Raw genomic sequence first — 26,282 nt, 5'->3', positions numbered from 1 at the left:
AAGGTTTGATCTCCTTTTTCGCATTAGGATTGCACTCCGGGCAAGGTCCCAGTATTACGATGGAGCCTTTGAACTGATATGCCACCTTACTGCCACTGCAAGTTCTACACATACCCTTAATCCCTCCGTCTATTTCTACCACCCACCGGCAGTATCTTTACAAATGGTTCTATTCGCTCAAAGATCCGGGCCGCTTTTTTGTCATTCTGTTTCTGTTCGCTCGGCTTGCTGTCTTTCACATTCACCAAATGCTGTTTCAGCTCACTCATGGTTAAATTCGATGTGTAGATCGTCGTTAGGCGTTCCATCCGCCGCTGAAGTATTGGTCCCAGGACTTCATCCCTTGTCCAAGTTGTTAATGACTCGGCCCCGATATCATCCAATATCAACACAGGAACTGTTCTCAAAGCATCAAGTTTACTTTCAACAGTCTCTGTCTTTGAGCCAATTGCATCCTTAACCTCCAGTAGGAAATCAGGAACATAGACCATCAGTACGCTTACGTCACGCTTAGCCAACTCTTGGGCAATTGCTCCAACAATACGACTTTTGCCTACACCCATTTGACCGTAAAAGTACAAACCTTTTGTTGTTTCACCTGGTACAAATTCATCACAAAAGTTTATTGCCGCCGCAATTGCAGATATCCGCTGCGGGTCAGGTTCAATGTCTTCAAAGGTGGCATTCAGGATGTGAGCCGGGATGTAATGGCTCCTGATCCTCTGACCTATTCCTTGCTCTTTTTCGTGAGCGACCAGCAATGGGCATTTTCGAAGTCGGAAGACCAGTTCATCACCTTTGGTCGAGCTAGGTTCTGCAACACTTGTATGCCCCTTCTGTTCGTTCTGGCAAGCCAGCAAACCCGGACAATTGCTGCATTTATCGCAATAGGATATATGCTGTGACAAATCTCTATATCGTTTTGGTTCGGTCAGATCCTCGGTTCGATCAGGAAATTCACTTTTTAATCGCTTAACCTCAGGATGGTTCGCTAGGCGTTCCAGCACCGCAGCCTGCCTTTTAGCAAAACCAGCGGGTATTAATGCCTTTAGTTCTTTGCCGAAGCTCTCCATGTGGCATCAACCTCCCTGTTTAGCCCTTAGTTTTGCAAGCATGCTTTGAATGTCCGACTCGGTGTATTCGCTTGGTGGCACATCTATTTGTGACTCAGGCTTACAAGGCAAAGCACTTTCGGTCCTATCCCCCTTACCAATATCTTCTCGTAAGGCGTGTAAGGAGAAAATAATAGTCGCACAGTAACTCAAACTCCGTATCCCATCGCGCTTATGCTTAGGTTTAAATTTGTCAAAGGACTGATCAATTCCGTCCAAAGCGGTTTGAAGCGGTACACCAGCGGCTAGCAATTCATCAATGCTCGTTTCGTCAGCTGCTGTAATGTATAATCCCTTCCCCCTGCGCTGTAGGTACTTGTTGGCAACGGCATTGTGATAGTCGATATCAGAAGATGATATTTCATCCTGTCCAGAGTCGGCATCTGTTTCAGGAGTGACAGGAACGGCATCCTGTCGGGTGAACGGTATCCCCTCATCTTCGAATTTGATTTCAGTCTCGGGCGTTAAACAACAACTACTTTCTTTTTCTTTAGTCTTACTTCTTACTTCTAGGGGCGTGACATCACCGGGACTGTCCGGGACATTTCCGGGACTAGGTTCAGCAAGCTGTAACTGTTTTCGTTTAGCCCTTTGTTCAGCTTTTCGTTTTCGCTCGTACTCTCGCACCTTTTCAAGAGATTCTGTATTCTGGTGCTTTTCCCAATTCGGAAGGAAGAAAGCTCCTTGTTCAGATATTTCCAACATTCCAAATCTCTCAAAAATAGATAGAGCCATTTTTATGACAGGTAACGGCCTCTTAATCACTGAAATCAACATATCCTCTGTGTAAGGAATGGATTCTGTCAGCATAATATAACCGCCCATATTTGATCGGCCTGTCATAGTCATTAATTTGAGCCATATAACAATGATCGTGTCAGCTTCGGGCATATCTTCGATGATTTTAATTTTTTCGTCGTCAAACATGCCAGTACTGAGCTTGATCCATTTTATTTCTGCCATGTTTCAACCTCTTCTCAGCTTTTGAATCATAAACCTACCTGTTTGCGCTGGCGTTGTTTCCGAACTCCGCTAGTAGAACCTTGAGGCTGTATTTTAAAGAGTTTATTACCTGGTCATTACTTTCCACAGCATTACTCCAGCGGACCTTATCAGCTTCTGCATCTGCTTCTTGGATGCGAAGATCAATTACCGCCAATTCCGCACGCTGCTCCCTTAGGTTCTTTGCTGCAATATACGCTTCAGCATAAACACGCTTCCTCTCAGCATATTTCTTCTTATAATCCCTTACGGCCTCAGCTGCCTTGCGTCCCAGGAGAATCTGGACTTCGGTCAGCAATTCAATCTTACGTGCCAGTGTAGCAGGGTAATCATGGCTGCATTGATCCGCAAGACTATAAAGCTCTCCGAGCGTATATTGTTTTTGTAGAGACAATGCAGCCATTCCTTTCTATGGACATTTGCAATAAATTGAAGATATGATATAATTCCGCTAGTTGTATTTAATTAGATCGTGTTGGTAGCACGATTGTTTGTCAGGGCTTCTCTGTCTTTTCTTTTGCGGTATAACTTACGGCAATAGTAATTACAGAAAAGTCCTTCTTCATTTGGAATGGGATGTTTCTGACCTTCGAATATCTCTTTACCACAATGATTGCAGCAACCTATTCCTTTACCGGATATTTTGTATCCTGATTCCTCAGGAGCCTCTAGCCCTTCATATTCTTCATTTTTAAATTCCTCAAGTTCACTTAATTCAGCAGTAAGCAAATCTATTTGAGCATGAATTTCGCCAGTTGGTAATCCGAATTTGACAGCGTCAATGCTGTCCTCATATAACTCACGTAATTGCGCTCTAAGCACTCTAGATCGTTTATGATCGTCCAACTCTCTCAGCTCCATATCTCCGCTTCAAGTTCGGATATTTTAGCTTTCAACTGTTTTTCTTGTTCCTTCAAAGGTTTCATCTTCTGGATACAAACGTGGTTAGGCCATAGACTATCTGTAATTGCATATTGAGTTTTATATATGGCCTGAAGTTTTTGTTCAGTAAGTTCTTTTTCCTTTTGTAGAGTAAGTTTTTTCTTATCTTGTTCAGTTAACCCCAGCATTTCGGTATCTACCGCATGTTGACAATTCAACTTCCGATGCATGAGTAGTACAGCGGATATAAGTGAATCTGCCGGTTGATCCAATGTAAATTCGTGACCTTCATCATCTACGATTGGAATTGAATAAATGGTTTGTGTCTGGCTGGTCATTTTGATTTCGCCTCACGCAGGATATTTCGAACAATAATGGCGTGCTGCAAAGGACTGTTGAACCACAACCGAGCCAATTCTGGAAGAGTCATAGCCAATCTCTCCTTTAGATATAGTCTTCTGGACGAAACTCTTTAACGAAGTAAATGGAATCATCAAAATCTATGCGCCGAATGTGACTGTACTTTGCAACTGAGAACAAAACTTTCAACTTACTCCAAATCATGCGGCGATATTTCCCAACCGTTTCGTTAAATTTTCCATCTGTCTCCTTGTAACGATCTTTTGTGAGAGCAATGGACCTGATTCTTACTGCATCCTGTAACTGATAGCATTCAGCATCTGTAAGCGTCACGCTATCCCGAACCTCTTGAACCATCATCTGAACTTCTTCCACTTTTTCAGTAACATCCAAATGCATTTGCTTGATACCGTCCACAAGGCCACGAATTGCCATACCTTGAGCCTCCGTAAGCTGCATCTGCTTTTCGACAACAGACAAAAAATTAGGCTGCTGATTAGGATTAATTAATGTCATTTCTCTACCGCCTTCCTGCCGTTCACGGCTGGTCGAATCTGTTCAACAAAGGCTTCCAGCATGTCCAAGCTTTCGGACAACCGCTTCTTTTCAGAAATACTAGCACTACCTATTGCACCCAGCATGAATGAAGTAATTCCGACCTTTTGTAGAAACTGCTTTACATGGATGCTGACTTGAATCGTATTGCTATCAGCCTCAAAACGAAGTTTCTTCATCTGAGCTGCTGCCTGCTGTTCGTCGAAGTCGTCTGGCTGCTGGAGCTTGATAGTCTCAAGTTCTTCCTTAGCTCTTTGATAGCCACCTCGCAACTGTTCTATTTTAAGGCGCTCAGCCTCTAAATCTTCTTTAAGCTTGCCTTTCCAGTATTCGTCACGCTGCTTGAGTTGTGCTTCAGCTTCTTTTTCCTTCTGTCGGATGAACACGGTGGTTTCTTCCTCATGCCGCTCTACTGCGGCAGACACGGCATCCTCAAGTTGATCCGCAGGAATGGCATCCTTGTACTGTCTTTGCAGCTCAAGCTTGTCAAGTTCTGCTTGCTCCGCTCTCTCTTCGGCTTCACGGACAGCGGCCTCCAATCGGTTTTTTGTCTCCACGAACGCTTTATGAGTGCTAATCAATCCTTCATCAAGCTGCTGGATAATCTCCGGTGTGGCATTCTCAGCGATGAACTTCGCCTTATCGTACTGTCTGCCAGAACCGAACCCTGCTTGATCCGCTACAATGTCTCGTACTTGCCCGGTAGGTTGGTCAGGAAAATTTTCCGTACCTCCAGCCATGCGCTCTTTGGCTTTCAAACGTTCGGCCTCTTCAAGTCGCCGCGCCCATTCTACTCGTTCAGAAAAAGTGAACTCTTTACGATGTTCATTTTCAGAAATCTCAAGCTGAAGCTGATGTTCAAAGTCTTTGATTTCCATAATTCTTACTGTCACTTCTGAGCGTCCAAGGAACTGATGCGCTCTCAAACGCCGCTCTCCGGCAATAAGCTGATAATCCGGTGTTACTACTATAGGATTAATGAGTCCGTTTTGTTCTATATCCTGGGCCAGTTCTTCGATGCCGCCAAAGTCCTTGCGGATACGATCACTGACTTTGATTTTGTTAATGTCAATTTGCAAGTTAAATCTCCTTTCTAAAGGGTTTTCTTTCTCCATACCGAATTTCAAAGTAATGATAAATTACAATGAGAGGACATGTGATCATGAAGTTAAACAAAGACTGCATAAGAGATTTACTTTTAGCCGTAGAATCTGAACCATTTGGTAACGAAGTAACTAAACATACATTCAATAGCAATCCTTTTACTGAGCCATATTCGTTTGAAGAAATAATTTATACAACTCAAAGATTAATTGAAGCAAATTACATTAACGCCCAAGTTCAGTATGCTGGCGATGAGGTGCATAATTTTTATATCTCAAGCCTGACTTGGGAAGGACACCAATTCTTAGATAACATCCGAGACAATGGTGTTTGGAAAAAATCTAAGGACATTGCTAGCAGGTTCTCCAGCGTTTCAATCTCCATGCTTTCTAGCATTGCTTCAAATGTTATTGCTCAAATTATTAAGAAGCAGATAGGCTATTGATAGTTATCATTCAAAAAATGCTGAAACTTGTTCAAGAACGCCTCATATTTAGCTGGGCTAAAATCATTGCTAGTAAACTCCAATTCAATAGTCAATTTACTTTCGACCATTTTTGATGGAATATCCGACTTGGTTGGTTGGTTGATAGAATATCCCGATACGGTAACATGAATCGCTGCGTTCTCTCTTTTTATAGGGTGATGGTAAAAGGGCATTCAGTTTACCTCCTTTAGTTTCCACTTTGGTTATGCAGTTCTTTTATCTAACGTCGTTCAACTCCCTTCTTGCATATTTAACTCAAAAGAAAAATTGGTTTCTTACCCATTTAGTTGAGCGTATTCTTTGACGTATTCTTTCGCTTGTTCGAGAATGCGATCTGCTTTCAAATACGATACTTTATGCTTGTTGAGTAAACGAAGAATGTCATATGCAAGATCGTCACCTTCTGGAAACTCTTGTGTTGTCATGACCGTAATACGCTTACCCTTGATTACATCTATATTGGGTGTAGTCATACTGTTTCTCCTTTCTTATTGCTGACATTTCTATGTTTCGGACGATTCAAGTGATGGAAGTACTTGTCCAAGAAAGCCTTCATTTCCTGTGCCCTAATCATCCAACGTCCTCCCTCACAACCATTCGTTATTTGAGACATTTCTTGTTTGTAATTTGGATTAAGAAGTATATTTTCAAGCAACCAGTCTCTTTTCCGGCATGTTTCAAACTCAAGGCGTTTCATGTCCCACCAAGACCCGCTTTCAAATCCTTCAAGTGCTTTTTTAATTTCTTTTTCTACAAGTTGGTAAATGAACTCAGGATCGACAACTACCTTGAAAGCTTGGGACTCCATTTTCCTCCTCCTCGACTATTTCAGATTCATGATCAATGTCCGTTGAAAAAAGATATTCAATTTCACATTCAGGAAAAAACCTACTTTTTATCATTTGTGCCTCGTCATAATAAAATCTGAAACGCCCATGCACTTTATCACTTATCGTTCCTCTCCTCATTTTTAAATCACGGGAAATATCCGAAATTGTTACTCCTCTTTTTTTCATTTCTGAACGGAGATTTCTATATAGCATCGCCTACCCTCCTTTTTCGTGAACGATATTTCGTTCGCCTTGCTTTGAACTATAAACGATATTTCGTTCATGGTCAAGTATTTAAAATATTATCCGCACTAAATTTCGTTCAAAGTTTATTTACAACGTTACATTCTTAATGTAATATGTAGTCATGTACGAAATATCGTACAAAAAATACATGGAGGTTAGGGTTACTGTGAAGAGAGCTGAAGTGATATCACGTTTGATTGAGGAAAAAGGGTACAGTAGACGAGCTTTCGCAGAATTAGTAGGCATCCCATCAACCACACTCCAGTCAATGTTAACTCGTGGAGTTGGTGGGGCTGCAATTGATAATGTATTGAAGGTTACTAAAGGACTTGGAATTACAATAGATGAACTTGAGAAACTTGCATCAGGTGAGGGTGAAAATTTGTCCTTGGAGGCAGCTGAAATAGCTGAGTTTGAGGCATTTATTAAGAATCCAGAGCACGGTATATTTTTTAAGGATTACTTAGAAGCGCCAGAGTCACGAAAGCGGGAATTAATGCAGTTTTGGAAATTCATTCAAGAGAAAGAAAAAGACCGCAAACTGGGTGATCGCCAAGAAGAATAGCAATTTCATTCATATAACAAACAATTACCTTGTGGCCTAAGTCGTAAGACTGGCTTCTTTTACTCATACATACGAACGTACATTCCTATTACCTGGAGGAACGACATGATTTCCCATTATCAACCTACATACTTAGAACACTATATTGAAAATATGTATTTAAAAAATGGTATTACTGAACCTCAACATGTAACTACCGAAAGAATTGCAGTTGCTTTGAATATCTGGATTTACTCGTCTGCCCAAAGAAGCAAGGCTTATGAATCAGCGGCCGGTTTACGTAGTGTGCTTTTAGATAATCGGTTGCCCTTAAGGGAACAACGTATTGAGTTGCTTCATGAAGTGGGTCATTTACTAAGGCACGCAGGTAATCAAGCAATTATGCCTAAGGCATTTATAGAACTCCAAGAGGCAGATGCAGATCAATTCGTTCTCTATGCTTCAATGCCTTTTTTTATGCTGTCTAGGCTTAAGCTGCCGAGGTTATTTAACGATGCCCTTTTATATCTATCTGATACATTTGAAGTCCCTATTTATCTAGCTAGAAAAAGATTAAACCAAATAATGCGGAGAAATTATGAAGGACAAATACGGACAAGCATTGAACAGCAATGCAATTCCGCGAAAGGGGTGATGCCTAAGAAATTACCACAGGTTTGTGAACCAACAATTTACGCGTATTACGATCCGTCTTTTACTTATGAGGGTCCATCTCAGCTGATATTTCATGTAGATGAAATTACGCTTTCTCAAAAAAGAGAAATTCCGATTCCTTTGGATGGCCCTTTTAAGCAAATCGAAACTGAGGATCTACTACAGTTTGAAGGGGTGAAAATTCTTCAGCATGACATTGTTTATTTCGAACCTGGAAATATAAAACTCATGCTAGGCCGAATAAGTCGCAGATACGGTGTAGGTGCAAAAACTTTACTACTGCAAATGAAAGACTTAGAAGAAGTTATAAATCGGGGTAGAATTTATTGATTCTTGGAGGTATGTATTATGGCAAGCTTTCAGAGGTACACAACAAAAAAGGACGGAAATATGTGGCTGTATAAGTATTACACTGGTGAAATCAACCCAGTAACAGGGAAGAAAAAACCATCTACCAAACGTGGTTTTAAAACCAAAGCAGAAGCAAAATTGGACGCAGCCCAAACTGAAAAGGAAGTAAAAGACGGTAAGTTCATTATACAAGATAAATCAATTACTTTCGAAGAGGTCTATGAGAAGTGGTATGAAACCAATTATAAAAGATTTAAGCTTCCAACCAGAAAAACAGTTCGCTCATGTTTCAAAGGTCAAATCCTTCCGCACTTCGGTAATATAAAAATAAAAGATATAACTCGTTCATATTGCCAAGATGTGATTAACAAAATTGCAGAAGATATTAAATCAGTGGGAAACATGAAGATGTATGCCAATCAAGTTTTCGAGTTTGCAGTCCTGATGGAAATAATCAAGAGCAATCCAATGGAGGTAGGTGTCATCATACCAAAAAAAGAAAGTGATCAATTAGCGGGGGAACAAAAAATGAGAAATTATTGGGAAAAACACGAAATCAAAAAATTCCTTGGAATAGCCAAGCAAGCATATAGCTATCGTGATCAATTGATGTTTCACCTATTAATTTATACTGGTGCGAGAAAAGGGGAAGTTCTGGCCTTACGTTGGAACGATATAGATTTTAGAGAAAAAACAATTAATCTTGATAAGACATTGTTTTTTGATAAAAAAACTTTCACGCCTTTGACCTCCAAAACGCATGCTTCCAGACGTGTTCTTAGTTTAGATGATACAACCCTTGCCTTACTAAAAAAACACCGTACAGAGCAAAGCAGAGGCATTGTGCAGCCAATAGGTCCTAACGATGACAGAATGGTTTTTACACGTGAGGATGGAACACCAATTCGCTTAGCTTATCCAAACGACAAACTGAATGAAATCATTCGCTCTAACAACTTACACAAAATAACCGTACATGGCTTAAGACACACCCATGCATCACTTTTGTTTGAAGCTGGGGCCAGCATTAAAGAAGTTCAGGAACGTCTTGGACATTCAGATATTAAAATGACTATGAACATTTACACGCATGTAACAAAAGCAGTAAAAGAAAAAACTGCTGATCGGTTTGAAAAATTCATGGAGTTTGAATCTCCAATCGCTGGTTCAGACGTGGTCACGAATGATCAGGAATAATAAAAATGGTCAAAATATGGTCACGGCACTTTCTAACTCAAAATTAAAGCCCCTGACCAGTGAAGGCCAAGGGCTGAAATTCCTTGATACACAAGGGATATTAACGTTTCGAAAACTGTGGTGCACGACGAGCGGCTTTGAAGCCGTATTTTTTAGGGTCAATGATACGCTCCCTCTTTAAATTGTCCCCAATTATATTTATCACACTTCAAATAAAACGCCTCCCATACCTATTTTTTTTCATTCTACCACCTTATCTAGGGTGGGAAAAGATGTAATTATATATATCCGATCTTTTCCATCTATTTGTTTTAAGTATAAGAAACAAACCACTCCAGAAATAAAATACATTCAAGACATGAGTGTAACCTCCTGATGTTTTATGCGCAAATTATATTCCGAGTACAAATAATAAGCTCCATTTCATTGGAGGTTTAATACAGCCCCAATTTCCATACGAGAAAATGTAATGATCTTTGGGTCACCATTCCAGCCCTCTATGATTACAATATAGAGCGTATATCGCTCTTGTTGTCCCCCTCTTCCAAAGCCAGCAGACGCGCCTTTATGTCCACTACACTGCTACCTGTTTTCAACTCCAGTTCCTTCATGTTGGGCCCACGTCATTGCTCAGTAGAATAACTGTAGAGTATTGGTAGTAGCGTTTTGATATCGGGTAACAAAGCGCTCAACTTCTTTGTTACCTGTCGTTTTCCGTATACTATACAGATCAGAACAATGAACGATAAAAGAGGATACAACTATTGCGCAACAATAGCGGATTAGACGGTTGCCAAAGCGACACTGAACTTTTTCAGAAGTTTACGATGGTGTACGTGAAGTCATGGAAAGAATATGGGGGCGATATTCCTGAGCCAGTAGGATAAGACAAGAACTAGCAGTAAACTTAATGTGTGTATTCCAAAAAGCCTGTGTCGTCCAATGCCAAAAAGGGCTGCCGCAAATGTTTCCTTGAACCAGCATTGTCTTTAAAAACTTGAGCAAATGAGAAATTTACAATAAAATCCAGAGTTCACAACTCCGTTAACCCAGTCTAAACAGACGTATCCCAGCTAGTACCAGCCTCAAACAGCAGGTCATTCACCAGATTGATGCCAAGATGCCAAAGGCTGAGGATAGCTGCCACTTCCGTAAAACAGTTTCCAATTAAGCGTACAATCGCAGCACGTTAGCTACATTTAAACTAATCAGGAAATTATCCAAGTAGGGGGAAATAACCATGGCATTTGAAGGTTATAGAGAAGACAAACGAGGACATTGGTTTGACTGGCCATTCCCCTTGTCGGTATCAATACTGTATGTAGATGCGGATGTAGACGTAGATGTAGATATAGATGTAGATGAAACAGAAACGAAATGGTACCTCATTGTCGAAGAAGAAAAACATTTGATCCGAATTAGGGATGAAAAGCAAATTGAACTGCTTCATCACTGCATGTATGGAATCTTGTTAAATGACGAGAAGATCAACTGGATTATTGATAAAAATGGCGGTAGATTTACCTATCACGACAGTGTGCAAGATTTCATCAAATTCCAGAAAGAATACCTGGATATATTCTAAAAGCCGTGAACAGTTAAAAGCTCTGCAGACCAATTAAGGTAACAGAGCTTTTAGCTGATCCTGCTTTAGTCCACTCTTTTGATTCTAATTGAATCCATCCATATACTTTTGAATCGGAGTTGATCTTTTGTTTTATCAGAGAAAGGTTCTCATAACTACTGAACCGTAAAGACTCCCTGTTTTTGGGGCAATTTTTACTGATAACGTATTTTCTATACTCGGTGTATTTTCATCACTTGTCCAGACCAATCGATTATAATAATTAGCATTAAAAGGATTTTCCAAACCATTAATTGAAAATTTCACTCTTTTCACTGTAACAGATACATCTGTAGATGCCGTGTCATCTTTAAATATTACTGATTGTGAAAAATTATTTCTTGATTTGAAAAATTTTCGTAAGTGTCAAGCGTTACAGTTGCTGCATCTGCAGAAGCTGAGAACGGAGCAATAACTCCTCTCCTTCTTTTAATCTTCGTCAATAAACATACAGCTTAATGACTGTCAAAGTAAGGGGAGCTTTGTCTGACATGAAAAATACACATTTGATTAGCGTGGTTCATGCTGATCACCTCGAATTAAGCTATTCTGGCTAAATCGCAAAAAATCCTTCTATAAATATTCATACCATTCCGTGATTCCTTAAAAATAAGAATATTCGACACATAAATATGAAATACAACAAACAAAGACAAGGAAAAAGTTTTCTTCACAACCAAAGAACTATGTACAAACATATTACACATGTATAACATTAAATACAAATACTAGAAAGGTGGTAACTAATTAATGAAAAAAGTATCTTTATTAGCATCAGCAATCCTCATATCATCTGTAGCTTTCGCAGCACCTTCTTTCGCGGATCAGGTCACAAGCGACACTTATAGTTCATTACAAGACTCTAATAGAAGCATAGAGTCTGTTACACCTTTTGCTAATGTTGAATATGTTGTTACCGTAAACACAGGCAGTATTGCGGATTCAGGTACAGACTCAAATATTTCTATAACTCTGTATGGTTCTAATGGCGACTATGTTACCGCCGCACTCACTGGCAGCTTTGAAAAAGGAGATTCTGATACTACAAGAATCAGTACCAGCAACCTTGGTGACATCAGAAAAGTTACCATTAGGACTGATGGATCTGGAAATAAATCAGGTTGGAGACTCGCTAATATCAAAGTAACCGGGAACGGAAAGACTTTCTCATTTGCAGGCCCTGACCGTTGGCTTGGTGCCGGCGGAGAACCAGATTCCGAAACTCTTTTTCCATCATAAAAACAAGTACTAATACAATTCATACAAAAGACTCATCAAGTGTGATAAGTTCCCCTCATAGTAGACAGAAAAGAGCAAGCCATCTAATCTGTCTATTATGGAGGGGATTTTTCTATGGGAGAAATAAGAAAAACTTACGATGTGAGCTTCAAGAATAAGACAGTGGATCTGTACCTCAAAAAGAGAATCGGATATAAAACCGTGGCACGAGAAATGGAGATTGACGCTTCGCTGGTTCGCCGATGGGTCAGGTGGAGCATGCCGTTCAAAAGTATATCCATTTCTACAACCATGAACGCTTTCAAGAGAAACTAAACAACCTGACTCCTTCTCAGGCTGCTTAATTATTGCTTTTTGATAGCTGTTTACTTTGCAGGGGTCACTTCATGTTTGCGGATGCTTCTTAATTTACTTTGCGAAGAAACCAAGATCAGATAGCGACTTGACCTTCTTCGGCTTTTTATTTTCCACCTTACCACCGTGGAGAATGATTTCGAATTCCCGGTTTCTGTTCTTGGCCTTCATGAGCGCTCTAATCTTTGGAATGGTCATATTAGTCCATTCTGAATCAGAAATACCATTACTCACGTATAGAGCCAAAGTTCTATCCAGTTTATTTTCCGATCATCCTCAGGAACCTTTTGGTCTTCTTCGTCGTAGGCTCATAAACTTCATCAGGTGGAAACAACTCCTTATAGAAATCGTTCTAAGAGGCCATCCAACTCCTTAATGCCCTCTTCGTCTACATTCTTGTATTCTTCCTCCGTCAGTCCTTATACCAACACAAGGTTAAAGGCTTCCTTATACAATGCTCAACTTTAGGCCAATCGACCTCGGCCCGTTCTTCTGTAGCTTCCCATTTTTCGCGACTAATCAAAAAAGAAAATTTATATTGATTGCCGCTCATGAGTTTGTCGTACCTGACGGATCAAAGCAATAGTTCCGATTTGTCACAACAAAAAAGAAGGTGGGAGAAGTTTCCCGACCTTCTTAGCATTCATATTTCCATGTCTTAATAATATCATCTTTTTTTACAATGCTATCCATTCCAACTTTGAAGATAGGCTTTGGAGTAGTGGTAGTGTTTAATGGATCTTATTACTGCCACTACGTTCTCTTGCCATGCTACACAATCCCCTCATAAATGCGTCTGCTTACTATGAGTGTAATTAGACAAACTGACGATGGAAATCGTACAGTCTTTTCTAAGGCGGCTACATATAATGTTCTATATATCATTAAGAATGGCTTAAACAGTCAACTTTAATATAGTAAGAGTGGTATTGGTAAAGTTATGAAGTAGGGCTGGGGTTGCATTTGCATTTACCAATTGAATAGTTGTAGGAATGACCCCTACAGTAATAATGACTTCTGCCGAAATTGGTCCGCCACCGTTACCCGTGAAGGGAACAGGGGTAACAGGGATTCCATTTACGGTAAGGTTAAAGTCAGCATTACCTTGGTTATGAATTGTAAAATCTATTAGATAGCTCCCCGTTTCGTTGATTGTTATCGTTGTAGATGGAGGAGTGAAAGTAAATGCACCACCAACATTAGCTAAAACTCCTGTAAAGGTAATTGGTGAGTTACCCGGAACTGTGTCAGTTCCCGTACCAGGATCTGCTCGGAAAACACTTAAGAAGTCTGTTATCCCGGCGCCTGCAGGCCCTGCTGCCCCCGTTGCTCCTGCAGGTCCTACCGCCCCCGCTGGACCTGCTGGACCTACCGCTCCTGCTGGCCCTACTGCTCCTGCTGGTCCTGTTGGTCCTGTTGGTCCGAGAATTCCTTGAAAACCTTGTAGCCCTTGCTGGCCTTGAGCGCCTGGAACTCCCTGTGGACCCGGCAGTCCCTGCGGTCCCTGAGGTCCTTGAGGTCCTTGAGGTCCTTGAGGTCCTTGAGGTCCTTGAGGTCCTCGGATCCCTTTAACAATAACTTTCGGTAACACTTTGACTTTTTTAACTACACATCTTCTAAATTTTCTCCGATGCATATTCTTCTGCCAACAATAATGTCGAAACATAATTAATGGTCACCTCCAAAGTCTAGTCAAAGTAGCATATTGTGCAATTAACCAAAAAGATTGGGCTGTTGACTTCATTTCGGGAAAATAGGCATAGGTCTGACCCTATCGTGTTAGCATTATTACAGCTCATCCTTCTGAAGCTTAATATCTAGTTCAATCAACCGGTCCAAATCCTACACTGTCTGTATTTTTATATTTCCAGCTTGCAAATCCTTTACCCAAAAAGGGAGATGAGATAATGACTAGATTGTTAGATGCTCGAACATCTCAAAACGCAAGTTACGGTAATACAATCTCTATTCCCTTGCCAGCCAATACACCCGTTGCCATTGCTGAGCTTGGCTTAGATGTAACGGGCGCAGGGGAAAACATGCGTGTACAATTATCCGGGATAGCTGAGCTTGCATTTCCTACCCCTCCACCATTTGACTCCGTTATTTCTTTTTCCATTGTTAGAGGCAATTTCGATTCGCTTGTTGCTTACGCCCTTTACTCTGTAAGTGTCTCCGAAGCAAACCCAAACGCTGTACAGGTCGTCACCATAAATGCTTCCGATTACAATATCCCTCTACCACCTTCAAATGAATTGGTGTATACCTTATATCTATTTTGCACAGCAGATGCTACCCGAATAGGAATAGAAAGTTTTAATGCTGTTGCCTACTCAGATTAAAATTGAACCATCCCATGGAGGGCAAAGCCCTCTTATTTTTCTTCTATCTGTCCTTGAGAGACGATACTTTCCATCTGTCGTTCTTTTTTGGTATAGTTTACTTAAAGGGGCTGATCAAATGGGATTCATGCTTATTTTTATTGCGATTATTTTTTTCTCGCTTGGTATTTTAAGTAAACGAAATCCCACTTGGGGATGGCGTGCAAACGAAGCCTGGAAGATCAAAGGTGACTCTGAACCAAGTGATGCTTACATTGATGACATGAAATTTAGAGGCTCTGTTTCGATACTCTTTGGGTTCTTCTTTTTAACATGTGGACTTTTAGTTATATTCCTGTAAGTTCTACTATCTGTTTTCAATCCTCAAAATGCCCTTATCCAAAAGACACTTGCTGTTTAGCTAAAGCTCCTAAAATATCATTTAGCATATTTTCAAAAACAGAAATCTGTCTCTTATCCATAGTTTCCACTAATCGAACTTCCTTAATCTTAGACCGGCCTGCCGCTATAATAAGTAGTAAAGATCATTTTTCTCCCATTGTATTTACTCATCTAACCAGTCACCCTATAAGGAAGAACAATGCAGAAACTCGACTCGTCACTCTCGAGAGTGAATGGTTTAGAAGAGCCAGTATACCCGAGTGTAGTTACTTCGTTTTCTAAGACTTTCAAGACATCCAACACATATTTTGCATTAAACATTAGTTTAAAAATTTTCCCCTTGAAAGCGATTGGCGTTATGTTTTCTGTTCGGGCAAACGCATATATAACATCATGCGCTATTGCTACTTGAAGCTAGGGCTACAATGAAGTATGTACAGGAGAGACTTGGACATAGTAGCATCCAAATAACAGCCAACGTTTATGCACACATCTCCAAAAAATAGAGATGAATAGCATGGAGAACTATGAGTCTGTTACTGAAAATTTATTCTGATAATAAAATTTTTGGGGGCAATTAGGGGACAATTATAAATAAACTTAATAATTTTTTTTACCTACCACAAATAAAAAAATCCCTCAACGCTTAGAGCGCCAAGGGATTTCCCATTTTAGTAAAGAGTCAGATATTGATCGCGTTCCCATTGATGTACTTGGGTGCGATACATATCCCATTCAATTTCCTTAAGCTCATAGAAGTAGGCCAGAGCATGGTCGCCCAGTGCGTCAGAGATAACTTCGCTCCGAATAAGCTCAGACAAAGCTTCTTTCAAGTCTGCTGGCAGACTTGGAATACCTTCTTCAATCCGCTCTTCCTCAGACATTACGTAAATGTTACGATCAATCGGAGCTGGCAGAGCTAACTGACGTTTGATACCATCCAAACCTGCTCTCAGCATCACTGCCAAGGCCAAATAAGGATTCGCTGCCGGGTCAGGGTTACGAACTTCGACGCGTGTGCTCAGACCACGAGACGCGGGAATCCGAATCATTGGACTGCGATTGCTTGCAGACCAAGCCACATAACAAGGCGCTTCATAACCTGGTACGAGACGTTTGTAGGAATTTACCGTTGGATTCGTGATCGCTGCCATTGCACGTGCATGTTTAAGAATACCAGCCATATAGTGGCGGGCCGTCTGGCTTAATCCGAGTTCGTCCGTTTCATCATAAAATACGTTTTCATTGTCCTTAAACAACGATTGATTGCAGTGCATACCGGAACCATTTACACCAAACAAAGGTTTTGGCATAAAGGTAGCATGCAAACCATGCTGACGAGCAATCGTCTTAACAACGAGCTTGAACGTTTGAATCTGGTCGGCAGCTTTAATCGCATCTGCATATTTAAAGTCAATTTCATGCTGACCAGGTGCAACTTCATGATGAGATGCTTCAATTTCGAAGCCCATCTCTTCAAGCTTAAGTACAATTTCACGACGGCAGTTTTCACCCAGATCCATCGGAGCCAGGTCAAAATACCCGCCTTGGTCATTCAGTTCTGTAGTTGGCTCCCCTTTTTCATCCGTTTTGAACAAGAAGAATTCAGGCTCTGGTCCGACATTCATCGAAGTGTATCCCAACTCTTCTGCTTCCTTAAGTACACGTTTCAAGATGCCCCGCGGGTCACCTGCAAACGGAACTCCATCCGGCTTGTAAATATCGCAGATCAAGCGAGCTACACGATCCGAGGTTACCCAAGGGAATACCACCCAAGTGTCCAAATCCGGATATAAATACATATCAGATTCTTCAATACGCACATAACCTTCTATGGAAGAACCGTCAAACATCATTTTATTATCCAATGCCTTTTCCAGTTGACTAACCGGAATTTCAACGTTCTTAATAGTGCCCAGCAAATCTGTAAATTGCAAACGAATAAAACGTACATTTTCTTCTTTCGCAATCCGAAGGATATCTTCTCTGCTATAACTCACTCTAACCTCTCCCTTTCTGTAACGACTATATACGAATCAGTTGTTCTATAAATTACTTAAATGATGAGACCTGGTTTTAAAGTAAGGCGACCTTATACCAAGAGGTAGGTCAAAGCATTATCTCTTATTGAAGAACCGTGATAATTCGCCTTGGATTAGGGATACCTGTCCTGGTCTTTTGCCTGCAACAAGTTGTTGTTTCAGTAAGCGGTGAAGCTGAGTATCGGACATTTCACGGCGTTTGACTTCCGTATCTGCAGTAATAACCGTAGCTTCCTCCGATTCCTTGGTAACCGGATTCATGACTTGTTTAATTCCCGCAATGTTAACACCCTTCTCGATCAACGCCTTAATTTCAAGCAGACGCTCTACGTCATTAAAAGAAAAAAGACGTTGGTTTCCCGATGTACGGGCAGGAACTATCAAGTTATGCTGTTCATAATAACGAATCTGACGTGCTGACAAGTCCGTTAGCTTCATGACAATACCTATTGGAAATAAGGCCATATTTCTGCGAATTTCGTCGCCCATTTGTCATCAACCTTCCAGTGATCTATTATTCACCTTATTGTACATTTAGCTGATGCAAAGTGTCAATGACATGTTAGAAAAACTCACAATAATTTACGTTCTTTCATCGTTTGCAGAGCCATAAGCACTCCAAATTTAACATGAGAGTAGGTTAAGCCCCCTTGCATGTAACCAATATAAGGCTCACGAATCGGAGCATCTGCGGATAGTTCCAAACTTCCCCCTTGTATAAACGTACCTGCTGCCATGATAACTGGATGCTCATAACCCGGCATATCCCACGGCTCCGGCACCACATGGCTATCCACGGCAGCCGCACGCTGAATACCCTGTACAAAAGCAATTAGATGTTCTGGTCCGCTAAAAGAAATAGCCTGAATCAAATCCGTACGCTCTTCATGCCAGGCAGGTTTGGTCTCAAATCCCATCTCCTCAAAGACCGCAGCTGCGAATACACTCCCTTTAACCGCTTGCCCAACCAGTGTTGGAGCAAGGAATAGTCCCTGAAATATGCCTCGTGTAGTACCTAACATGGCACCTACTTCTCCACCGATTCCAGGTGCAGTTAATCGGTAGGATGCCAGCTCTACATACTTTTGTTTGCCGCAGATATATCCACCCGTTTCTGCAATGCCACCACCGGGATTTTTAATCAACGAACCTGCCATCAAATCGACACCGACCTGAGTAGGTTCCAACTTCTCGGTAAATTCACCGTAGCAATTGTCAACAAAGACAATGACGTCAGGTTTTATTTCCTTCACACGTGCTGTCATTTCTTCAATATCTGCTACACTAAACGAAGCTCTCCAATCATAACCGCGTGAACGCTGAATACCGATCACTTTGGTCTTGGCATGGATCGCAGCCTCCACCGCTTCCCAGTCCACTTTACCTTCCGCTGTCAGTGCGGTTTCTCCATAAGTAACGCCAAAATCTTGCAATGATCCTGTTCCGTCGCCGGGCTTACCAATCACTTTGTGCAGGGTATCATAAGGCCTCCCGGTAATGTATAACAGTTCATCCCCTGGACGCAGCACACCAAATAAAGCAGTGGCAATTGTATGAGTACCCGAGGCAAAATGCGGACGCACCAACGCTGCCTCCGCACCGAACACATCCGCATAGACTTCTTCCAACACCTCACGTCCCCGGTCATTGTAAGCATATCCCGTAGAACCCGCAAAATGAAAATCACTCACTTGCTTCCGCTGGAATGCCTGAATTACCTTCCACTGATTTGAATCTACAATATGATCTATGTGCTGTATACGTTCTTGTATTTTATGTTCTGCCGTTTCCTGAATTTGCTGAATTTCTGGACTAAAAACTACCATTTACCTTCTTGACCCTCTCTCTTACGCAGCCTTAGGCTATTCATGTTATATTATTGTTCACTTTGAACGATGAGCATTATCATTTTATTGACCCAAAAACATCATTACATGTTAACCTTCTGTGAACTCGCTGAGTGCATGACCATACTTTTCGTACTCGCCTCTTTGAATTTCAACCTCATAAATGACATCATTTCCATCATACTCTGTCAGCAGTACATCTCCGATTCGATAAAGCACCGAGGTTAAATCCCCACGTTCCGCAGGAATGCGGAATCTCAGCGTATCACCGCTCAGATGCTCTTGAATCAGTTCACGAATGCGCAGCAAATCGCCTTCATCAAAAGCGCTAATTTTCAAATAGCCCTCCCCAGAAGGAAGCATTTCCAGTTGCTCAGGGGTACAGGCATCTTTTTTGTTAAATAATACGATCTGAGGCTTGTCCGCAGCCCCTAGCTGTTGTAAGATCGTCTCTACAACTTTCATCTGTTCGTCTCGCATATCCGAAGACGCGTCTACGACATGCAAAATGAGATGAGCCTCATTCGCCTCCTCCAAAGTAGCACGGAAGGAAGCAACCAAATCATGAGGGAGATTTTGGATAAAACCGACCGTATCCGTAAGAATAACTTCTTTTCCACTCGGTAGCTCCATTGTTCTGGAGGTAGGATCCAGCGTCGCAAACAGTTGATTCTCAATATATACATCGGCTGCTGTCAGTTGCTTCAACAGCGTCGATTTGCCCGCATTGGTATAGCCAACAAGTGCAACCTGAACAATGCCGCTCTTTTGTCTGCGCTCCCTGTGCAAATACCGGTGGCGGGTCACTTCCTCCAGTTGGCGTTTTAGATCACTGATTCGATCACGAATATGACGGCGGTCTGTCTCCAGCTTGCTTTCACCAGGACCACGTGTTCCGATTCCACCACCGAGACGCGAGAGATTTTTGCCATGTCCAGACAAACGTGGGAGTAAATATGACAACTGCGCCAGTTCAACCTGAATAATACCTTCCCGTGTTTTTGCACGTTGTGCAAAAATGTCCAGAATCAATTGTGTCCGGTCAATAATTTTGAGATCCAGACTTTCTTCCAGATTCCGTACTTGGGCCCCCGAGAGCTCCTGATCAAAAATAGCTGTATTCGCTCCCAATTCTTCAGCAACTGCGCGCAATTCCTCTACTTTTCCTTTGCCAATAAACCATTTTGAATCCTTAGCTTCCTTATTCTGTGTCAGGACGCTCAGTACTTCAACTCCCGCTGTCTCAGCCAGTTTCACCAGCTCATCCAACGAGTATTCCGTATTGATGCCAGATCGTTTGACTTCATCCGTAATTAGACTGACCAGTACCGCCTTGTCCTGCATTTCGGTTTGTGTATCATGAGTGGAGTTCGCCATATTGTTTGCTCCTTTATTTTCATGTCAACTCTCGAACAGAGACCGACCTGATGTTCAGGCCGGCCCCCGTTCGATGTCATACCATTCGATGTGATTCAGATTCCTATTATCGCCTATCTTTTGTCCATTTTCAAATCCTCTGGACGCAGCGTCATCAATTCCTGTTTGCCAGGTTGCCCGCTCCGGTACTGATTGAGCAACCTGACAGCTTGGTGCCGAATCGCTTTTTCAATCACGTTACGAACATATCGTGCATTACTAAATGCATGAAGACTGTCATTACGCTCGTTTAGCAAATGCTCCTTCATTTTAATTATGGACTGAGGCATGAGAATATAATCCCGCTCCTTGGCCATCATCTCGGAAATTTGGATAAGCTGATCCACAGTGTAATCAGGAAAATCCAACTGGATTGGAAAGCGAGAAGGAAGACCAGGATTTGTTCGTAGAAAAAAGTCCATTTCCCCCGAGTATCCAGCGAGAATCAAAATAAATTGATTTTTTTGGTCTTCCATGGACTTTACCAAGGTATCAATCGCTTCTTTTCCAAAATCCTTTTCCCCTCCGCGTGCCAAACTGTAAGCCTCATCAATGAACAACACGCCGCCAAGAGATTTCTTTACCAGATCTCGCGTTTTTTGTGCCGTATGGCCAATATACTCACCGACCAGATCAGCCCTCTCTACCTCAATCAGATGACCTTTGCTCAGTACACCCATTTTTTGCAGCATTTTAGCGATAATGCGGGCTACTGTCGTTTTGCCTGTACCTGGATTTCCTTTGAAAATCATGTGATATACGTGTGCATTGCTCAATAATCCCGCATCCGTGCGCATATGGGCGATTTGCAAAAAGGCATATACCTCAAATACCAGGTCTTTGATGTTATCCAAGCCGACGAGATGATCGAGTTCTTTCTGAATTTCCTGATAAAGACTGAGATACTGCGGTAGCGCCTGTGACTTGGTTGAAGCCACTGCTTCCGTCTCGTCCACAGTCACCGAAGCTATCGGCTCCGGGCTACGCAGCACGACATTAATTTGTCTGGAAGGTCTCTCCTCCGACCGCTTGCCCGCGGCGATTCCCCGTCCGTTCATGCATCCATCACCTCAACATTTCTTCAGGCACAGCTTACCCTATTAATGTATTCGGTCTGGCATGTCCTTATTAGCATAAAAGCAACGGGAACGTGCACAAAGCCTTTTCTTTAATTCAGGCAACCCAAGTTTGAGCGCTGATCCACCACCGTTGCAGCGTCCATTTAGCGTATGCCAATACTTCTCTTGATTGATGAATTGGCATATTCAGCACTTTGGATTCCGTCAGAGCCATCTGAGGATGATCAAATTTCAAGAATTGAGCAATCTCCATCGCTCGAGGGCCATGATAGCTATGTGTGATGATCACGGTGGAGGTCCATCCATATTCATTCATGATGCGCTGGCTATAGAGCAGATTTTCGTAAGTACTGGTCGCATGGTTTTCCAACACAATATGCTGTACAGGGACCCCCCTATCTACTAAATAGCGTTGCATGCCCTCAGCCTCCGTATACGGAAAATCTGGTTTATCCAGTCCCCCACTTACAATTAGACGCTGTACCGTCCCGTTGCGGTATAAGCGCAATGCTTCTTCAAGCCTTTCCTTCAATCCAGGACTGGGCTCAGCCCCCCACATAGAAGCACCTAGTACGATTCCAATTTGCACTTGCTTGAGCGGAGTGGTAGAGGCGGCCGTATTCATGTCCCACACTCGGATACCTGCCCATACCAATCCGACCAAAATGAAAATCATCAAACAAAGTACAAGACGCTTGGATACCATAGATATCTTCTTAAGGCGACTCTGCCCGCTTTTCAACTCAGGGCGTTTGGGCCTAGTGTCTTTAATCCACTGCAAAACTTTCACCGTTCTCTCTTGAAATCACCGTTGTGAAACCATTCTGCCCGGTGTTTCAGCGACATTTTAAAATAGGGGAACACGTGGGCATCTATCTGATGTAACACATCAGCCGCTGTACGGTTAGCCAATTCTGCCTCTTGCGTTGAGATATGCCCCCGTTGTAACGCCTCCTCCAATTCATCCTCATCCACTAGGAAGATTTCACCGTTTTTAAGCACCACAACATCCAAATACAAATCGTCAAACCATGGGACTCCTTGATCGGTCACACCCTGATTTCGGCAGGTATCAATGTACCATTCAACGATTTGCTCTCGGTTGTCAAACATAGCAGTCACCACATAGTGCTCACCTTTTGGATAATATTGTAGCCAGGAATATCCTTTATCGGCTATGCAAAACGTATGACCACCGTAACTTTTCCATAACGGCTCCTTGAGACTCAAAATTGTATACAGGGTCACATATCCTGTAAACGCGTCACTTTCTACATACCGGCAAGCAAACTTGCGATTGGTGATTCTGCGCCAGTTGGCCCGGTCTCCGAATTTGCGCTTCATAAATGATGTTCCTCTCCAACATTGGTAAAACCAGCTTACCATATTTAAACTGTACACTCAAAAAGAACCCCTTTACTAAAGCAAAAAAAGGTATTCTCAGACCGTGAAATGGTCCGAAAATACCTTTGATTTGAAGCAAATTCAACTTACATAAAGCAATACTTGCTAATCCCGATTGTGACGTCCACGATTGGAGTTCGAATGACCGTTAGAATTGCCTTCTTGAGTTCCATCCGTTGTGACTTCAGTCGTAGATGCATCCGTATTTTCTGGATTTACCATAGTATCTTCATCAGAAATACCTGCATCCGGTGTAGTAGTCTGACCATTTTCCTGATTTGTATCGTTTCCATTGCCGGAATTGCTATTATTGTTGCCTGTGCCTCCAGCACCATTCCCACTAGTATCTCCAGGAGATGTCGGAACCTGACCTGAGCCATTATTGTTGTTGATACCGCCAGGAGCTGTATTTCCCTGATCTGTACCGTTTTGTCCGTCTGTAGCCCCGCCATTATCCGGTAAGGTTCCATTCTCGTTTGGATCAGTCCCTTGTTGTGGATCAACCGGAGTAGTCTCTGCCGGAATTTCCACACGGATCGTATTAGAAGCCTCGGATTCTTTACCATCCGCTCCATAAGCCACTACATAATATTCATACGTGTTTCCAGCTATAGGAGACGTATCTTCACCACTCGTGCCCTTCATGGCCTCCATGATTGTTGCAAAGCCTGCATCAGAAGTCCCTTTGCGATACACACGGTATTGTACATTATCCCCCGTCGCCGCAGTCCAGGACAACGATACAATTTGGGTGTCCTGACTATAAGACCCGCTCAGCCCGCTTGGAGCGGTAGCCTGAACCGGCTCTTCTGGCTTCTGCTCAACTGGTGGTTCATATCCCTTCGGCTCGCTGAATTGCGTAACCGGGTGTCCCTTGAGAGCTTCACCCATGACTCTTCCGAAAAAGGCTGCCGACTGCCCACTGTAGTTTCTGAGCATATGTTTGCTGTCCGGCTTATCATAACCCATCCATACTGCTCCGGTATATTCTGGCGTATAACCGACAAACCAGATGTCCCGGTTACCACTGTTACCGCTAATTCCGCTTTGGGTCGTACCCGTTTTACCAGCTACAGGCCAGTCAATACGTGCTTTGCGACCTGTGCCGCTATTGACTACATTTTGCATCATTTGTGTCATTTCATAAGCCGTTTTTTCACTCATTACAGATTTAGATTCCTCTTCATGAGTATAAACTACCTGATCATCACTATTATTAATTTTTTTAATGGAATAAGCCTTTTGGAATTGTCCTTTATTGGCAAAAGCGCTGTAGGCCTGCGCCATTTCAAGGGTATTCGTTCCTTTGCTTAATCCACCCAATGCGATAGCAAGTGAGTGATCATTTTTGTCCATCGGAATGCCTACGCTCTCGGCAAATTGAACCCCTTTTTCCACACCGATTTGGTTCAGCAACCATACAGGCGGAATATTTTCAGACTTCGTAATGGCATCGAGCATGCTAATGGTTGATGAGTAACCATGCAAGTTTTTCGGACTGTATCCGTTAAAACTCTGGCGTTCGTTACTCAAAGGGGTATCCATCGTAAATTTACCGGATTCAAGAGCTGGCGCATAGGCTACAATCGGCTTGAAAGCCGATCCTGGCTGTCTGCGGCTCTGTGTCGCACGATTGAAGGTTCCCTTTTTATAATCTCGTCCGGGTGCCATTGCGGCAATTCCACCTGTTTGGTTGTTAATAATGACCATCGAGGCTTGAACAGGCTGATCGTCAGGACTTTTTTCGAACATGTCATCATCTGCCATCGCCTGATCCAGCGCATTTTGGGCCTGGGCATCCATTGTCGTATGAATCTTATAACCACCAATAATCAAATCATTGCCGCTAACTCCTGGCAGTGCATCCTCTGCCTCATCCATGACGTATTCCATAAAATTTTGATACTTTTGAACTTTTTCTGGTTGTTTGTAATCGTAATTTACAGCCTTGGCCTCTTCCATCTCTTGCTTTCCAATCATCCCCTGCTCAAACATCAGCTGGAGAACCACCGCACGTCGTGCCTTCGAGTTTTCCGGGTTACTGATTGGATTATACTTGGATGGCCCTTTCGGAATAGCTGCCAGTGTAGCGACCTGCCACAACTTTAAGTCATTTAAATTTGTCACTCCAAAATAGCCTTCCGATGCTGCTTTAATACCGGAATATGAACGTCCAAACCAAATCCGGTTCAGATATAGCGTAATAATTTGATCTTTATTCAAATTTCGCTCCAAGGCCATTGCAATGGATACCTCAGTCGCCTTACGGAAAAAGGTTTTGTCACGTGTCAAAAACAAGTTTTTGGCCAGCTGCTGAGTCAGCGTACTGCCGCCCTCCACTGCCGAACGAGCTATAATATCCTTAACAGCCGCCCGACCGATAGACCAAATATCAACACCCTGATGCTCATAAAACCGTTTATCCTCTGTTGCCACAAAAGCTTTTTTCAGCAGATCTGGTATTTCTTCACTTTTAACAGGATCGCTTTTTTGCACAGACAACTCACCCATGAGCACACCGTTGCGGTCATAAACCTTCGATGTCTCGTTCACTGTAATTTTGTCTTTGTTGGCTTTGTAAATTTTTTCGCCATTAACCATGACAAATAAATATCCACCAAGTGCACAGAATATGGCTAAGGCCGCTGTAATAAATAGCGTCCACCCCACTCGCTTACCTGTTATTTTCTTTTTCTTGCCCTTCGGCTTCTCTTTAGATGTGTTTCTATTGCGATTGCCGGATCTGGACAATGAATCGTTTGGCATTCCCCTGACTCCCTTTCGCGAATAATCATATGATACCTAACATAAGCCTAAAGCTTGCTGTTGGCAGCATGAAAGTAAACGGAATGAAAAGAACAACCCTGATCAGGTTGCTCCCGGTCACATTCCTATACAGTTAGACGAGACGGACGCCTGAAAAGTTTCATGAACCCGGGCGACCGTCAAGCCGTAATCAGTTATCGCTAGCGTTATCCTGTTGCTGTACAAGCGATACATTGCGTTGCGGTGTAAAAGTGGAGATGGCATGCTTGTAAATCAGCTGTTGCTTTCCATCCGAGTCGATAACAATCGTAAAATTGTCAAATGCTTTAATCGTCCCTCGCACCTGAAATCCATTGATGAGGTATACCGTTACAGGTATAGAATCCTTGCGCAATTGATTCAGAAACGTATCTTGGATATTAATGGACTTGTTCATTTTAGCC

The 26,282-nt window shown here is 42.3% G+C and carries 33 protein-coding genes; 10 read left to right on the top strand and 23 right to left on the bottom strand.

Translation table 11 applies throughout. The features are described from left to right. Positions 1 to 116 precede the first annotated feature (116 nt). From dnaI to ACUYLD_RS08200, 7 genes are all read right to left on the bottom strand, one after another. Positions 117 to 1,073, bottom strand: coding sequence for a primosomal protein DnaI (dnaI, locus tag ACUYLD_RS08230; protein ID WP_446674756.1), 957 nt, complete (start codon positions 1,071 to 1,073; stop codon positions 117 to 119). 6 nt (positions 1,074 to 1,079) lie between these two features. Continuing rightward, the gene (locus ACUYLD_RS08225) at positions 1,080 to 2,075 is read right to left on the bottom strand and encodes a phage replisome organizer N-terminal domain-containing protein (RefSeq protein ID WP_446674755.1); all 996 of its coding nucleotides are present in this window, start codon (positions 2,073 to 2,075) and stop codon (positions 1,080 to 1,082) included. 34 nt (positions 2,076 to 2,109) lie between these two features. Next, on the bottom strand, positions 2,110 to 2,517 hold the full coding sequence (locus ACUYLD_RS08220) for a hypothetical protein (protein ID WP_446674754.1): 408 nt from the start codon (positions 2,515 to 2,517) through the stop codon (positions 2,110 to 2,112). 62 nt (positions 2,518 to 2,579) lie between these two features. Next, positions 2,580 to 2,960: a hypothetical protein gene (locus ACUYLD_RS08215; RefSeq protein WP_446674753.1), complete on the bottom strand. Its 381-nt coding sequence runs from the start codon at positions 2,958 to 2,960 to the stop codon at positions 2,580 to 2,582. A gap of 5 nt (positions 2,961 to 2,965) precedes the next feature. After that, positions 2,966 to 3,334: a hypothetical protein gene (locus tag ACUYLD_RS08210; RefSeq protein ID WP_446674752.1), complete on the bottom strand. Its 369-nt coding sequence runs from the start codon at positions 3,332 to 3,334 to the stop codon at positions 2,966 to 2,968. 106 nt (positions 3,335 to 3,440) lie between these two features. Then, positions 3,441 to 3,872 (bottom strand): ORF6C domain-containing protein, encoded by a 432-nt coding sequence (locus ACUYLD_RS08205; protein ID WP_446674751.1) that lies wholly within the window; start codon positions 3,870 to 3,872, stop codon positions 3,441 to 3,443. After that, a complete protein-coding gene (locus ACUYLD_RS08200) occupies positions 3,869 to 4,990 on the bottom strand; it encodes a ParB N-terminal domain-containing protein (protein WP_446674750.1) in 1,122 nt (373 codons plus the stop codon). Before ACUYLD_RS08200 ends, ACUYLD_RS08205 begins: the two co-directional genes overlap by 4 nt. Positions 4,991 to 5,073: 83 nt before the next feature. On the opposite strand from ACUYLD_RS08200, the gene ACUYLD_RS08195 reads away from it, so the two are divergent. Beyond that, positions 5,074 to 5,460: a DUF2513 domain-containing protein gene (locus tag ACUYLD_RS08195; RefSeq protein ID WP_250268648.1), complete on the top strand. Its 387-nt coding sequence runs from the start codon at positions 5,074 to 5,076 to the stop codon at positions 5,458 to 5,460. Here the strand turns inward: ACUYLD_RS08195 and ACUYLD_RS08190 are convergent. The 4 genes from ACUYLD_RS08190 to ACUYLD_RS08175 form a co-directional block, all read right to left on the bottom strand. Then, entirely contained in the window at positions 5,454 to 5,675 is a 222-nt protein-coding gene (locus ACUYLD_RS08190) for a hypothetical protein (RefSeq protein WP_250268649.1), read from the bottom strand. The two genes, ACUYLD_RS08195 and ACUYLD_RS08190, sit on opposite strands and share 7 nt — an antisense overlap. 102 nt (positions 5,676 to 5,777) lie before the next feature. Next, positions 5,778 to 5,975, bottom strand: coding sequence for a hypothetical protein (locus tag ACUYLD_RS08185; protein ID WP_250268650.1), 198 nt, complete (start codon positions 5,973 to 5,975; stop codon positions 5,778 to 5,780). Next, positions 5,972 to 6,310, bottom strand: a complete 339-nt coding sequence (locus ACUYLD_RS08180) for a DUF771 domain-containing protein (RefSeq protein WP_250268651.1) — start codon at positions 6,308 to 6,310, stop codon at positions 5,972 to 5,974. The genes ACUYLD_RS08185 and ACUYLD_RS08180 overlap by 4 nt, the downstream gene beginning before the upstream one ends. Beyond that, positions 6,273 to 6,545 (bottom strand): helix-turn-helix transcriptional regulator, encoded by a 273-nt coding sequence (locus tag ACUYLD_RS08175; protein ID WP_250268652.1) that lies wholly within the window; start codon positions 6,543 to 6,545, stop codon positions 6,273 to 6,275. The genes ACUYLD_RS08180 and ACUYLD_RS08175 overlap by 38 nt, the downstream gene beginning before the upstream one ends. Before the next feature lie 199 nt (positions 6,546 to 6,744). Here ACUYLD_RS08175 and ACUYLD_RS08170 point away from each other — a divergent pair, with 199 nt between their 5' ends. From ACUYLD_RS08170 to ACUYLD_RS08140, 7 genes are all read left to right on the top strand, one after another. Further along, complete coding sequence (locus ACUYLD_RS08170) at positions 6,745 to 7,143, top strand: helix-turn-helix domain-containing protein (RefSeq protein WP_250268653.1); 399 nt, start codon at positions 6,745 to 6,747, stop codon at positions 7,141 to 7,143. A 105-nt stretch (positions 7,144 to 7,248) separates the two neighbouring features. Beyond that, positions 7,249 to 8,127 (top strand): ImmA/IrrE family metallo-endopeptidase, encoded by an 879-nt coding sequence (locus ACUYLD_RS08165; protein ID WP_250268654.1) that lies wholly within the window; start codon positions 7,249 to 7,251, stop codon positions 8,125 to 8,127. A gap of 18 nt (positions 8,128 to 8,145) precedes the next feature. After that, positions 8,146 to 9,345, top strand: coding sequence for a site-specific integrase (locus ACUYLD_RS08160; protein WP_254349718.1), 1,200 nt, complete (start codon positions 8,146 to 8,148; stop codon positions 9,343 to 9,345). A 764-nt stretch (positions 9,346 to 10,109) separates the two neighbouring features. Beyond that, positions 10,110 to 10,232, top strand: a complete 123-nt coding sequence (locus ACUYLD_RS08155; RefSeq protein ID WP_446674749.1) for a hypothetical protein — start codon at positions 10,110 to 10,112, stop codon at positions 10,230 to 10,232. 353 nt (positions 10,233 to 10,585) lie between these two features. After that, positions 10,586 to 10,930, top strand: coding sequence for a hypothetical protein (locus ACUYLD_RS08150; RefSeq protein ID WP_446674748.1), 345 nt, complete (start codon positions 10,586 to 10,588; stop codon positions 10,928 to 10,930). 789 nt (positions 10,931 to 11,719) lie between these two features. Beyond that, entirely contained in the window at positions 11,720 to 12,208 is a 489-nt protein-coding gene (locus ACUYLD_RS08145) for a PLAT/LH2 domain-containing protein (RefSeq protein ID WP_446674747.1), read from the top strand. Positions 12,209 to 12,450: 242 nt separating this feature from the next. Next, entirely contained in the window at positions 12,451 to 12,552 is a 102-nt protein-coding gene (locus ACUYLD_RS08140) for an IS3 family transposase (RefSeq protein ID WP_134902735.1), read from the top strand. 64 nt (positions 12,553 to 12,616) lie between these two features. Here the strand turns inward: ACUYLD_RS08140 and ACUYLD_RS08135 are convergent, their stop codons facing one another. Then, on the bottom strand, positions 12,617 to 12,760 hold the full coding sequence (locus ACUYLD_RS08135; protein WP_179085966.1) for a hypothetical protein: 144 nt from the start codon (positions 12,758 to 12,760) through the stop codon (positions 12,617 to 12,619). A 697-nt stretch (positions 12,761 to 13,457) separates the two neighbouring features. After that, a complete protein-coding gene (locus ACUYLD_RS08130; RefSeq protein ID WP_446674746.1) occupies positions 13,458 to 14,228 on the bottom strand; it encodes a BclA C-terminal domain-containing protein in 771 nt (256 codons plus the stop codon). A gap of 241 nt (positions 14,229 to 14,469) precedes the next feature. Here ACUYLD_RS08130 and ACUYLD_RS08125 point away from each other — a divergent pair, with 241 nt between their 5' ends. After that, positions 14,470 to 14,904, top strand: a complete 435-nt coding sequence (locus ACUYLD_RS08125) for a hypothetical protein (RefSeq protein ID WP_061832033.1) — start codon at positions 14,470 to 14,472, stop codon at positions 14,902 to 14,904. A 118-nt stretch (positions 14,905 to 15,022) separates the two neighbouring features. Continuing rightward, positions 15,023 to 15,244 carry a DUF6199 family natural product biosynthesis protein gene (locus ACUYLD_RS08120; RefSeq protein WP_043882525.1) on the top strand — a complete coding sequence of 74 codons (222 nt, stop codon included), beginning with the start codon at positions 15,023 to 15,025 and terminating at the stop codon, positions 15,242 to 15,244. A 212-nt stretch (positions 15,245 to 15,456) separates the two neighbouring features. Here ACUYLD_RS08120 and ACUYLD_RS08115 read toward each other — a convergent pair whose 3' ends face one another. The 10 genes from ACUYLD_RS08115 to hfq form a co-directional block, all read right to left on the bottom strand. Further along, positions 15,457 to 15,645 (bottom strand): hypothetical protein, encoded by a 189-nt coding sequence (locus ACUYLD_RS08115; protein WP_446674923.1) that lies wholly within the window; start codon positions 15,643 to 15,645, stop codon positions 15,457 to 15,459. 311 nt (positions 15,646 to 15,956) lie between these two features. After that, on the bottom strand, positions 15,957 to 17,285 hold the full coding sequence (gene glnA, locus ACUYLD_RS08110; RefSeq protein ID WP_013310575.1) for a type I glutamate--ammonia ligase: 1,329 nt from the start codon (positions 17,283 to 17,285) through the stop codon (positions 15,957 to 15,959). A gap of 117 nt (positions 17,286 to 17,402) precedes the next feature. Continuing rightward, a complete protein-coding gene (locus ACUYLD_RS08105) occupies positions 17,403 to 17,816 on the bottom strand; it encodes a MerR family transcriptional regulator (RefSeq protein WP_007430683.1) in 414 nt (137 codons plus the stop codon). A gap of 83 nt (positions 17,817 to 17,899) precedes the next feature. Then, the gene (locus ACUYLD_RS08100) at positions 17,900 to 19,153 is read right to left on the bottom strand and encodes a methionine gamma-lyase family protein (protein ID WP_446674745.1); all 1,254 of its coding nucleotides are present in this window, start codon (positions 19,151 to 19,153) and stop codon (positions 17,900 to 17,902) included. A 111-nt stretch (positions 19,154 to 19,264) separates the two neighbouring features. Next, positions 19,265 to 20,551: a GTPase HflX gene (gene hflX, locus ACUYLD_RS08095; protein ID WP_013310577.1), complete on the bottom strand. Its 1,287-nt coding sequence runs from the start codon at positions 20,549 to 20,551 to the stop codon at positions 19,265 to 19,267. A gap of 113 nt (positions 20,552 to 20,664) precedes the next feature. Continuing rightward, a complete protein-coding gene (locus tag ACUYLD_RS08090; protein ID WP_025718768.1) occupies positions 20,665 to 21,648 on the bottom strand; it encodes an AAA family ATPase in 984 nt (327 codons plus the stop codon). 115 nt (positions 21,649 to 21,763) lie between these two features. Beyond that, positions 21,764 to 22,459: a YdcF family protein gene (locus tag ACUYLD_RS08085; RefSeq protein ID WP_446674744.1), complete on the bottom strand. Its 696-nt coding sequence runs from the start codon at positions 22,457 to 22,459 to the stop codon at positions 21,764 to 21,766. Beyond that, positions 22,456 to 23,013, bottom strand: coding sequence for a DUF402 domain-containing protein (locus ACUYLD_RS08080; RefSeq protein ID WP_013310580.1), 558 nt, complete (start codon positions 23,011 to 23,013; stop codon positions 22,456 to 22,458). Before ACUYLD_RS08080 ends, ACUYLD_RS08085 begins: the two co-directional genes overlap by 4 nt. A 165-nt stretch (positions 23,014 to 23,178) precedes the next feature. Then, entirely contained in the window at positions 23,179 to 25,839 is a 2,661-nt protein-coding gene (locus tag ACUYLD_RS08075; RefSeq protein ID WP_322159909.1) for a PBP1A family penicillin-binding protein, read from the bottom strand. Positions 25,840 to 26,029: 190 nt separating this feature from the next. After that, positions 26,030 to 26,275 carry an RNA chaperone Hfq gene (gene hfq / locus ACUYLD_RS08070; RefSeq protein ID WP_023989043.1) on the bottom strand — a complete coding sequence of 82 codons (246 nt, stop codon included), beginning with the start codon at positions 26,273 to 26,275 and terminating at the stop codon, positions 26,030 to 26,032. Between the last annotated feature and the right edge of the window lie 7 nt (positions 26,276 to 26,282).

The sequence above is a fragment of the Paenibacillus sp. SER-28 genome (assembly GCF_052906305.1).
The sequence above is the reverse complement of the archived record's forward strand: the minus strand, read 5'-3'. Positions and strand labels throughout refer to the sequence as shown.